Annotated in this window: 3 protein-coding genes; all 3 read left to right on the top strand. The window is 42.7% G+C overall.

Features of this window, described 5'->3' with window-relative positions:
* Positions 1–50: 50 nt before the first annotated feature.
* Genes BIZ36_RS03595 through BIZ36_RS03605 form a run of 3 tightly spaced genes read left to right on the top strand, consistent with a single transcriptional unit; the run spans position 51 to position 11876 of the window.
* Positions 51–8456, top strand: coding sequence for an Ig-like domain-containing protein (locus BIZ36_RS03595; RefSeq protein ID WP_187456495.1), 8406 nt, complete (start codon positions 51–53; stop codon positions 8454–8456).
* Positions 8457–8469: 13 nt separating this feature from the next.
* Positions 8470–9393 (top strand): PorP/SprF family type IX secretion system membrane protein, encoded by a 924-nt coding sequence (locus BIZ36_RS03600; RefSeq protein ID WP_187456496.1) that lies wholly within the window; start codon positions 8470–8472, stop codon positions 9391–9393.
* 11 nt (positions 9394–9404) lie between these two features.
* Positions 9405–11876, top strand: coding sequence for an OmpA family protein (locus BIZ36_RS03605; RefSeq protein WP_222937207.1), 2472 nt, complete (start codon positions 9405–9407; stop codon positions 11874–11876).
* Positions 11877–12119: the final 243 nt, after the last annotated feature.

The following is a 12119-nucleotide window of genomic DNA, read 5'->3' on the forward strand; positions in this document are numbered from 1 at the left end:
GCACGTTTTTAAACAACTCGTTTTACCATTTACCAAGTTCTACGTTACTTATGCGAAGCTTACTAAAATTGTTCATTGTTTTGTCAATCATGGCAGGCTTTACCAGTTTTTCCCCCGAAGAAAAATCTGTTTCGAGACCTTCTATCTTATTAGTAAAGGAAGAAATCTCTCTTTTACCTTTAGAAAATATACCCCCTACATTTAGTAACTGTCCACCCTCTGATGTGAACACCTCGTACACACCTGGCGTGTGTGGTGCAACAGTCACTTGGACGCCCCCAACAGCCTCCCCAGATGCGGTAAGTGTGACCAGCAATTATAGCCCTGGTGATTCATTCTTGCCAGGAACCACAGCCGTAGTTTACCGTGCCGAAGATGCTTCGGGAAACGTGACAACTTGTTCGTTCAATGTTACGGTGGTAGATAGTGAAGACCCTATTTTTGTGACCTTCCCAACGGACGTTACATTAACGGCAGACCCAAATACATGTACGGCACCCCATACTTGGGCAGAGCCTACGGCATCGGATAATTGCCCCCCAGGAGAGGGTATAGCTCCGGTTCTTCAAGATTTTGAGTCCACAATTAACCAATGTTACACTTTCACGAGGTCTACTATAAGTAATAACGGAGAAATAAATGGAACAAGAAACCTGAGGACTACCTCTATTTCAAGTTTATCTAATTTTACGAGTTACTTCACAACACCAGTATTCTATTTTAATGGATTCGGCGAAATTACTTTTTCACATAGTATAAATGCACTAAACGATAATCCTACCATACACTTAGATATATTGGATGAAAACGGAAACTTAATTACTTCAGATTATTTCACCGAAGCTTACACCGATACCTCGGTACAACAAGAAATTATTCCTCTTAACCTTACTGGAAATTATCAATTACAAATTAGATATAGTGCATCTGGTTTTTTTGGAACAGGCCTTGAAGGGTATTTGGATGACTTACTTATTCCCGGAACTATCGTAACAAATGTAAATAATACCGATTGCGATTTAGCGGATTACGTGATGTTCCGAAGTGATGGAACCGGCCTTAATAGCGGTGCTCAATTTGATGTTGGTACTACAACAATAGAGTATACGGTTAGAGATGCTGCAGGTAATTTTACTGAAAACTCCTTTAACATTACTGTCATAAATGATGTAGACCCACCTTCTGGCACAGATGAATATATATATTGCGAAGGTGAGGCCGTACCTACCATGACAGTTTCTGTAGATACGGCCGCGGGAGAAACAGCCAATTGGTATGATGATTCTGGAAACCTTGTTGCTTCAAATACAACTACTTTTACCCCTCCTTCAAGTTCAGAGTTCTTCAGGAATTTTTTAGTCTATGCTCAAAATTCAAATGGCTGCTCCAGTGAAGATTTCTTGTCTATAAATCTATATCAAATACCTCGCCCTGCACCCCCAAGTGTTACAAGCCCGGTGGAATATTGTGTAGGAGAAACGGCTAATCAGTTAGCGGCAACGGCACAACCTAACCATACCCTGCAATGGTATACAGTGGCATCAGGTGGTACAGCCAGTGGTACAGCCCCTACACCAAGTACCGCTACAGCAGGTACAACCTCATATTATGTTAGTCAAATAGATGACAGCACAGGTTGTGAAAGTATCAGAGAAGAAATAGAGGTTGTCGTATATGCTTTACCTGCAGCGCCTACATTGGTTCAAAATACCGTAAATTATTGTATTGGTGACACCGCACAACAATTAGACGATTATGTGCAATCTGGAAGCAACCCCACTTGGTACGATGCGGCCACCGGCGGCTCTGTTATAGCCGGTACTACCATTCCTAGTACAGCAACGGCAGGTACAACTTCTTATTGGGTTAGCCAGACAACCTCAGCTGCCAATTGTGAAGGACCACGTAGAAGATTGAACATTGTTGTTCATAATCCTCCAGCCATAAGTTCTCAGCCCACCAATCAAACTGCTTGTGAAGGCGACAGTACCAGTTTTACGGCAAGTGCCAATAACACGGCAACATTCCAATGGCAATTATTTGATGGTTCCACATGGGTGGATCTTACCGACGATACCACATATTCCAATACGACCACCTCTACTTTGAATATTTCTAATATGGGTGTTGGATTGGATAACTCACAATATCGAATGGTAGCTTCCAGTACTTCGCCCACTTGTGCCGATGCTATTTCCAATGCTGCCACCCTAAATGTAAATACAGCCCCGATAGTACCGGTAAGTAGTGGAGATATTACTGAATGTGCACAAGACCCTGTACAAACCATATCGGCTTCTGCAACGCCTCCTGCAGGTTCTTCTTTAGTTTGGTATGATGCCCCAACAGGCGGAAATACCGTGGCCAGTCCAAATTTAAGTTCCATAGGGAGTGTAACCTATTATGCGGAGAGTGTGGACAATGTAACTAACTGCACAAGCGCATCAAGAACCTCCGTAACATTGACCATTGAACCTATTCCTGCTGCTCCAATTAGTAGTGGTGACGTACTAGAGTGTGAGCAGAACCCCATACAGACCTTAACCGCAAACGCAACGCCACCAGCAGGCTCAACCATTGTTTGGTATGATGCAGCAACCGGTGGAAGTACCGTGGCCAGCCCCACCTTAAGTTCGGTTGGCACAGTCATATATTACGCAGAAAGTGTTAGCTCTGGTAACGGATGTTCGAGTGCTACTAGAACTGCGGTAAACCTTACGATTGAATCTGCACCAAATGCACCTGTTAGTGGAGGGGATATTACCGAATGTGAACAAAACCCAATTCAGACCTTAACAGCAAGTGCAACTGCTCCCGTAGGAACTACCCTGGTTTGGTATGATGCTGCTTCTGGAGGAAACACCGTAGCCAGTCCCACACTTAATTCAGTGGGTACTATTACCTATTATGCAGAAAGTCAGGATAATTCCACTGCTTGTCCTAGTCATACAAGAACAGCAGTTACCCTGACCATTGAAGCTATTCCAGTTGCGCCAACTAGCGGTGGAGACCAAACTGAATGTGAGCAGAACCCTACCCAAACTATGACCGCCACTGCCACGGCACCGGCAGGTTCTACTGTAGTCTGGTACGATGCTCCGTCAGCAGGAAATATGATCACCAATCCAGATTTAAATACAGTAGGTACCATTACCTATTATGCTGAAAGTAGAACGAATAGCAGTGGATGTGTTAGTGATACCAGAACAGCGGTGTCCCTAACCATGAATGCTAGGCCCTCCATTGCGATAACGCCGAATTCCCAAACTTGTTCCGCAGACCTTACCACCTACTCGGTTTCGGTTGATGTAAATAGTGGTACCGTAACCTCATCAGAAGGAACAGTAGTTGATAATGGAGGCAACAACTGGACCATTTCCGGAATAACATCAGGCAACAATATTACCGTAACGGTAACAGACGTGAACACATGCTCAGAGAGTATTGCCATTAATGCCCCCAATTGTGCCTGTCCCACGGTTAACGCTCCTACTAGCGGAGGGGATCAAGTGCAATGTGAACAAAATCCTATTCAAACGCTTACTGCAACGGCAATAGCTCCCGCAGGCTCAAGTGTCGTATGGTATGATGCCCCTACCGGAGGTAGTACAGTTGGAAGTCCAACCTTGAATTCTGTAGGAACAATTACTTATTACGCAGAGAGTGAAGACAATGTTAACGGATGTACCAGTACCACGCGAACCCCCGTAAGCCTAACTATCAACGGTGCACCCAATGCCCCTGTAAGTGGAGGCGACATTACGGAATGTGAGCAGAACCCGATTCAAACATTGACTGCCACGGCTACAGCTCCGGCCGGCTCATCCATTATTTGGTATGATGCGCCAACAGGAGGAAATATAATAGCTAGCCCTATCCTAAATACAGTGGGTAGCATTACGTATTATGCTGAAAGTGAAAATAACACTTCGAACTGTACGAGTCTCAACAGAACACCTGTTACGCTAACTATTGATGCAGCACCAACAGCACCCATAAGTGATGGTAACGTTACCGAGTGTGAGCAGAACCCAATACAGACCTTAACCGCTACTGCTACGGCGCCAGCCAGTTACATCATTGTTTGGTATGATGCCGCAACCGGAGGAAATGTGGTGGGCAGCCCTACTTTGAACTCAGTTGGCGCGATTACTTATTATGCGGAAAGTGAAGATAGTACTACCGGATGTGCAAGCGAAAGCAGAACTCCCGTTACTTTAACGATTCAAGACACTCCAGATATAACTATTGCATCAGGTCCAGTATGCTCCGCAGATCTAACCACTTATGATGTAAGTGTAAGTGTATCCGAAGGTAGCGTTACCTCTTCCGAGGGCGTCGTGGTGGATAATGGAGGTAACAATTGGACCATCTCTGATGTAACTTCTGGAAACGACATCACCATAACGGTTACGGGGTCCAACAGCTGTGTTCAGACTTTAAATATTACCGCTCCCGATTGTAGTTGTCCTATAGTGGACCCTCCTACAAGCGGTGGAGACCAAACGGAATGTGAACAAAATCCAATCCAATCATTAACGGCAACCGCTACCCCTCCCGCAGATGCAACAGTAGTATGGTATGACTCAGCTACAGGTGGAAACGTGGTGGCAAGCCCAATATTAAATACTGTTGGAACCATCACCTATTACGCCGAAAGCAGACAGAATGTGACCAATTGTGTGAGTAGCACTAGAACAGCGGTTAGCTTGACCATTGAAGCTGCTCCAACTGCCCCGGTAAGTGGTGGTGATGTTACGGAATGTGAGCAAGACCCTATTCAAACCTTAACCGCTACCGCTACGGCGCCAGCTGGTTCCAACGTTGTTTGGTACGATGCCGCAACAGGAGGAAATGTGGTTGCCAGCCCTACTCTTAATTCAGTTGGAAGTATTACTTATTACGCCGAAAGCAATGATAATAGCACCTCTTGTACCAGCTTAACAAGAACAGCTGTAAGTTTGACAATCGAACCCGCTCCAGCAGCTCCGGTCAGTGGAGGGGATATCGTGGAATGTGAACAAAGTCCTATTCAAACCTTGACAGCATCAGCCACTGCTCCGGCCGGTTCTACAGTGGTTTGGTACGATGCGGCCTCCGGTGGAAATATTGTTGTTAATCCTACCTTAAGCTCTGTTGGTACTATTACCTACTTTGCACAAAGCAATGACAATGCATCTTCTTGCTCAAGCCATCTAAGAACCCCGGTCTCATTGACCATTCAAGACACTCCGGATATCTCGATAGCCTCGGCAGCCACTTGTGCTCCCGATCTGTTGTCTTATGAAGTATCCGTTAATGTAAGTGAAGGCGTTGTTAACTCCAGTGAGGGAACTGTGGTAGATAATGGAGGAAATAACTGGACTATATCTGGAGTTACCACCGGAAACAATATTACTTTGACCGTAACCGCCCCAAATTCGTGTTCGCAAACTCTGGATGTTACAGCGCCGGATTGTAGTTGCCCTGTTATACCGGCTCCTACGAGTGGTGGTGACCAAACAGAATGTGAACAAAACCCCATTCAAACATTAACGGCAACCGCAACACCTCCAACAGATGCAACCATCATTTGGTATGATGCTGCAACAGGGGGAAACACCGTCGCTAGTCCAACCTTGAATACTATAGGCTCCATTACTTATTATGCGGAAAGCAGGCAAAATGTCACTAATTGTGTAAGTAGCACCAGAACACCAGTGACCCTCACTATCGAGGCAACACCTGCTGACCCAGTTAGTGGTGGAGACCAAACGGAATGTGATGCCAACCCCACGCAAACCCTTACAGCAATAGCCACAGCACCGCCTGGATCGAGTATTATTTGGTATGATGCCTTAACTGCGGGCAATGTGGTCACAAACCCAAACCTAAGTACCGTGGGTACGGTGACCTATTATGCAGAAAGCAGGGATAATACTTCCGGATGTACAAGTTATAATAGGGTTCCGGTAACCCTAACTATACATCCGTTACCAAATGTGGTTGCAAATGCCACCACGACCTCCATAAACGCAGGGGAACCTGTGACACTGACAGGTTCCGGTGCAGATTCCTATGTGTGGGACAATGGAGTAACTGATGGCGATACCGTTTATCCTTTAGTAACCACTACCTATACGGTGGTTGGTACCGATTCAAATTCATGCGATAACACAGACAGTATAACGATTGTGGTTCAAGCCACTTCCGATTTACGTTTGGAAAAGACCGTGGATGTTAGTACTCCAAATGTTGGTGACACCGTGGTTTTCACATTAACGGCTTACAATGATGGGCCCAGTGACGATACCGGGGGCAGTATTATTACTGATATTCTTCCTATAGGTTATACGTATACCTCGGATACCGGAAATGCCGCTAATGGATTCTATGACCCTGTTTCCGGTCAATGGACCTTGCCGGCCCTTGCCAATGGTAATTCCATTTCAATTACTATCTCGGCCACCGTCAATGCACCTACGGGCGCAGCCAATGAGTATTTAAATATAGCAGAAGTAACTACGGCGACCCATTACGACCCCGACTCAAGTCCGGCAAATGATGACGGGGACCAAAGTGAAGATGACGAAGCTTCTATAGGTATCGTTCCTCAAATGGCAGATTTAGAGATAAGCTCTACGCTTTCCCAACCAAGTGGTAATCCAGGTGATACGATTATATTAACAATTGATGTTAGCAATAACGGTCCCAATACGGCAACCAATGTTTCAGTAGAAAACTCGGTACCAGAAGGTTTCACACTTGTAAATGTCAATAACGGTGGTTCCAATTCAGGAAACAATATAATCTGGAGTGCACTTAATATACCAAGTGGTTCCACTGAATCCTTGAGTTTTGAGGTAACCGTGAACAATCCTACGAATACGTCAAATGAGTATTTAAATATAGCTGAAGTGATTCAGGTGGATCAATTTGACCCTGATTCTACACCGAATAACGATGATGGTGACCAAAGCGAGGATGACGAAGCCAATGCCAATTTTATTTTACAGTCTTCCGATATAGAATTGATAAATTCCGTAACGCCCGATTCCGGCAACCCTGGTGATTCATTAACGTTCTCTATTGAAGTAATCAATAACGGGATAGATACCGCTACAGGCATTGATATTGAAAATATAGTTCCTTCCGGATTTACCGTAACCTCCATCAACGACGGTGGACTTCAAACGGGGAACCAAATTCTTTGGACAGGTATTTCGGTGCCAGGTGGTTCAAGTCAAGTTTTGACCTTTGAGGTCACTATCAATGTCCCAACAAATACCAGCGGTGAGTATTTCAATACGGTCCAAGTTGTGGCCGTAGACCAATTGGATCCAGATTCAAGCCCAAATAATGATGATGGGGATCAGAGCGAAGATGATGAGGATAATGCAGAGATTGTACTTATACCAGCAGATTTAAGTCTTTCAAAAAGATTGAGCGCATCTTCCGATCAAAATCCAAATGCCGGAGACAGAGTTTTGTTTGAACTGGTGCTAACCAATGCAGGACCAGGCTTGGCAACTAACGTTTCCATAGAAGATGTGGTTCCATCAGGATATCAGCTTATCAACATTAGTAATTCAGGAATTGCAACGGGCAATAGAATTGATTGGAATCTAACTTCGGTACCAGTGGGAACCCAAGTATTGAGTTATGAGGTGCAATTGAATGCGCCCACCAATACTTTGGACGAATACACCAATATCGCCCAAGTTACCGCATCTGACCAGTTTGATCCGGACTCAAGCCCGAATAATGACGATGGCGACCAAAGCGAAGATGATGAAGCCAACTATACTATTGATGCTCCTACCGTTGACTTGGAAGTTTCCAAAACAGTAAATAAAAACCAAACGTTTTTCGGTGATACAATTGTATTTACGGTAAGTGTTACCAACAACAGTAGTTATGACGCTACCAACGTAGGCATCGAAGATATTTTGCCTAGTGGATATGCCTATTTGAACAGTACGGCTACTGTAGGAGCCTATGATGTTTCCATTTCATTATGGGAAATTCCGGTAATCGCTATTGGGGAAACCGTCTCCATGGAAATGACGGTGACCGTAAATGAAGATGGTCCATATACGAATATTGCCGAATTGATTTATGTTGATCAGATTGATCCCAATACAGACAACGACAGAGCAGAGGCAACTCCGGAAATAACACAATCTGTATGTTTAACAGTCTATAATGAATTTTCTCCCAACGGAGACGGGACCAATGAAGTGTTTTTTATTGAATGTATTGAACAATACCCCAATAATACGCTTACGGTCTACAATAGATGGGGAGCTATGGTGTTCACTGCCCAAGGATATGATAACACATGGGACGGACAAACCAATAATCAAAATACCATTAGTTCCGACAACCAATTACCGGTAGGTACCTATTACTATACTTTGGATTTAGGCGATGGTACCACCACTCCAAAATCCGGTTGGTTGTATATCAGCAGGTAATTAAAAAATTGTGATGAAATTATTAAACCCATATAAAATACTGGCCTTACTTCTACTGGGAGCTTTACATGCAAATGGACAGCAAGACCCTCAGTATACCCAGTATCAATACAATCCGTTGACTGTAAACCCAGGTTATGCGGGGTCAAGGGGACATCTTACATTGATTTCTCTCTATAGAAGTCAGTGGCAAGGAATAGAAGGTTCTCCGCAAACCATAACGTTTGGTATGGACACCCCAATTGGTAAATTTGATGGGGTGGGCCTTTCGATTATTCAAGATGAGTTAGGTCCCGCCACAGAAACCTACATTGATGGTAATTATGCACATCAATTGGTCATTAACAACAAGGGTCACCGTATTGGTCTTGGATTAAAGGCAGGAGTTCGGTTGTTCAGCTTGGATTTTACAAAAGGAATTAGAAGAGACCAGGATGATGTTGCCTTCAACGAAAATGTAAATGGGAAAGTACTGCCCTCAATTGGCGCCGGAGCTTTTTATTATTCAGAGAAAGCATATTTTGGACTATCGGTTCCTAATTTATTCCCATCGGAACATTATGACCGGGAGATTGAGAGAAAAGCGGACGAAAGTCTTCATATCAACTTAATCGCAGGTTATGTTTTTGATTTGAACGAATCCCTAAAGTTCAAGCCTTCACTATTTGCTAAACAAGTGTTTGGGGCTCCTATATCCGTTGATATTTCCGGCAATTTCTTGTTATACGAAAAACTAAACCTAGGCGTTAATTATAGATGGGATGATTCTGTCGCAGCCATTTTTGGGCTTCAAATTTCACCCCAATTTAATCTTGGTTATGCCTATGATTATACCACTAGTGGACTAAATAATTACAATTCTGGCACCCATGAAATATTCTTGAGATACCAATGGATATCGAGACTAAACAGACTAAAATCCCCTAGATTTTTCTAACATCCCAAATCATGAAAAAACTATTTACCTCTTTCATTCTAATTTACTGCTTGAGTCTTGGAGCACAAGACATTCAAGATATCGGTTTTCAGGCTTCACCGCCATATGAAACTGAATCGTCTATGATAACTTCATTTGACACGCCCCTTTCCATAGGAGAATCCTTTGAGGAAGCAGCCGAAAAAAATGGAATTGCCTATAGAACTTTTAGCGAATTAGCAGGGGTTGAAAATGGCTATTACATTGTTTCAGGTGTCTTCAGCAATGATAAAAATCTAGCGAAGTCGATTAAAAAGTTAAAGAAAAAAGGGTTTGAAAATGCCGGTGCTATTAGCAATGATAGTAATGGCTTGCACTATCTTTATTTGGCGTACTATCCTTTTGGTCTTGAAGCGGTGGACGCTTGTACCTCTCAGCTAGACGGAAATTATAAACAGGACGTTTGGATACTAGAGGTAGAAAATAGCAATGAAATTGGGGGTGATAATTTAGAAGAATCCACGCAAATTACTGCAACAGATAATTTTAGCCTTGAGGAAGAAGCAGAGTCTGTTTCTACAGGTGTGAAAATTCATGAAAACGTAAACAAGACAAAGTTAATTCAAAGGGCGGACCATTACTTTGATAAAATGTGGTATGCCGAAGCTGCAGAACTTTACGAAGAGGCTTTGTCAAAAGGAGATAAATACCGCTCAAAAGACATTGTCCAAAAGGCCGCCGATGCCTATTATTTTAATACCAACATGGAAAAAGCCTATGAGTGGTACCATGTTCTATATGAGAATTATGGAAAGGAACTCTCTGCAGATAATATTTTTAAGTATTCCCACTCGCTCAAAGGAACCGGAAAATATGCCCGCTCAAAAAGACTGATGAAACTATATGATAAAAAGGTGAAAGAGGAAGGGTTGGATAAGCCAAAAATTGAGCGAAGCGAAATGGTATTGGACAATATTTTAGGAAGTGAAAGGGAAATGGAGCTAAAAAATTTGGCCATCAACACTAAATACTCAGACTTCTCTCCCATGTTTTTGGATTCAACCCAAGTTGTCTTTGCTTCCGCCAAGGATTCTTCCATCTTTAGTACCAGAAAGTATAAGTGGAACAATCAGCCGTATCTTGATCTATATGTAGCCAAAATAAACGAAGAGAATGAGGACTTAAAAGACGCTATTAAGTTTTCAAAGAAGATAAATACCAAGTACCATGAAGCTTCGGTTACATTTAGCCCAGACAATTCAACCATGTATTTTACAAGAAACAACTATGGCAAAAAATTAAAAAGGGACAACAAGGGGGTAAACCACCTAAAGATTTACCGTTCTACAAAGGTTAACGGGGAGTGGACAGAGGCCCAAGAGGTTTCCTTTAACAGCGATGACTACTCCACGGGACATCCAGCTTTGAGTCCGGACGGTAAAAAACTTTATTTTGTTTCAGACATGCCCGGAAGCATGGGCAAAACAGACATCTTTGTAGTAGACGTACTGGAAGATGGAAGCTTTACGGAACCAAGAAACCTTGGAAAAGAAATTAATACGGAGCAGCGTGAAATGTTCCCGTTCTTTAACGGTGACAAGCTTTACTTTTCGTCAGATGGGCACGTTGGCTTAGGCGGATTAGATGTTTATGAGTCCGTTTATGATGAAGAGGAAGGGTTTCAAGAAGTTAAGAACTTGGGCAAACCTATTAACAGTAATAAGGACGACTTTTCCTATATAGTCAACGATGAGAACCAACAAGGTTTCTTTGCATCCAATAGAGCGGGAGGTAAAGGAGATGATGATATTTATTCCTTTAAAAGGCTTACCATTGAAGAGGTACCAACGAATCAAAATGCAATTGCCGGTGTAGTAACCGAGCTTACCACCGGAGATGTTATGCCAAAAGCCTTGGTAGAGCTTCTTGACGAAAATGGTATAAAACTCAAGGAAATGGAAACGGATGAAGACGGTAGTTTTGTTTTCGAGGATTTGGACAGTGATACCAAATACACCATTAATACGGTTAAAGACCAATATGTAAACAATGAAATGGATGTTTCTACTTTAACTAACGAAACAGTTGAAGTTGATGTGGCCCTTAAGCGTCTAGAGGAAATGATTGCACTTGAAGATGGAATCAAGAAAATTAAAACGGATATGATCCACTTCGATTTTGATAAATCATACATAAGAACCGATGCCGCCAAGGAACTGGATAAATTGGTAAACGTAATGAAAGAATACCCGGGAATGGTTATAAAAATTGAGTCCCATACAGATAGCAGAGGTAGTAGGGCGTACAATGAGTATCTATCGGATAGAAGGGCGAAATCTACCAGAGATTATATCATTTCTCAAGGTATAGATCCTGAAAGAATTGAAAGCGCTACAGGATATGGAGAAAGCAGATTGATCAATCAATGTGATGGAACGGTTAGATGTACGGAAGAAGAGCATTATTTGAACAGACGTTCTGAATTCATTATCACTAAAATGTAAAAATCAATAAACCAAACTTAATAAATAGACCGCTACCCAAAAGGTAGCGGTTTTTTGTATTATTTCTTTTCTAGCCACTAACTTGCTACCAAAGTCTTTTGGTCCTTTTCCATACAACGGTTAATTAAAACAGTTTGCCGAAATTGAACAATATGCCGTTCACCCGGTCTAATTCATTTACCGTTTATCCAATTTTTAAGGAATTAGGTAGATAACTAACCACCTTTGTATCAGAACTTAAAA

Origin of the sequence: Cytophaga sp. FL35, from assembly GCF_014349235.1 — a bacterium.
Classification (GTDB): domain Bacteria; phylum Bacteroidota; class Bacteroidia; order Flavobacteriales; family Flavobacteriaceae; genus Euzebyella.

Excerpts from the sequence above, each read along its gene's own strand:
- BIZ36_RS03595 (WP_187456495.1), top strand. The coding sequence starts at position 51 with ATGCGAAGCTTACTAAAATTGTTCATTGTTTTGTCAATCATGGCAGGC.
- BIZ36_RS03605 (WP_222937207.1), top strand. The coding sequence starts at position 9,405 with ATGAAAAAACTATTTACCTCTTTCATTCTAATTTACTGCTTGAGTCTT.
- BIZ36_RS03600 (WP_187456496.1), top strand. The coding sequence starts at position 8,470 with ATGAAATTATTAAACCCATATAAAATACTGGCCTTACTTCTACTGGGA.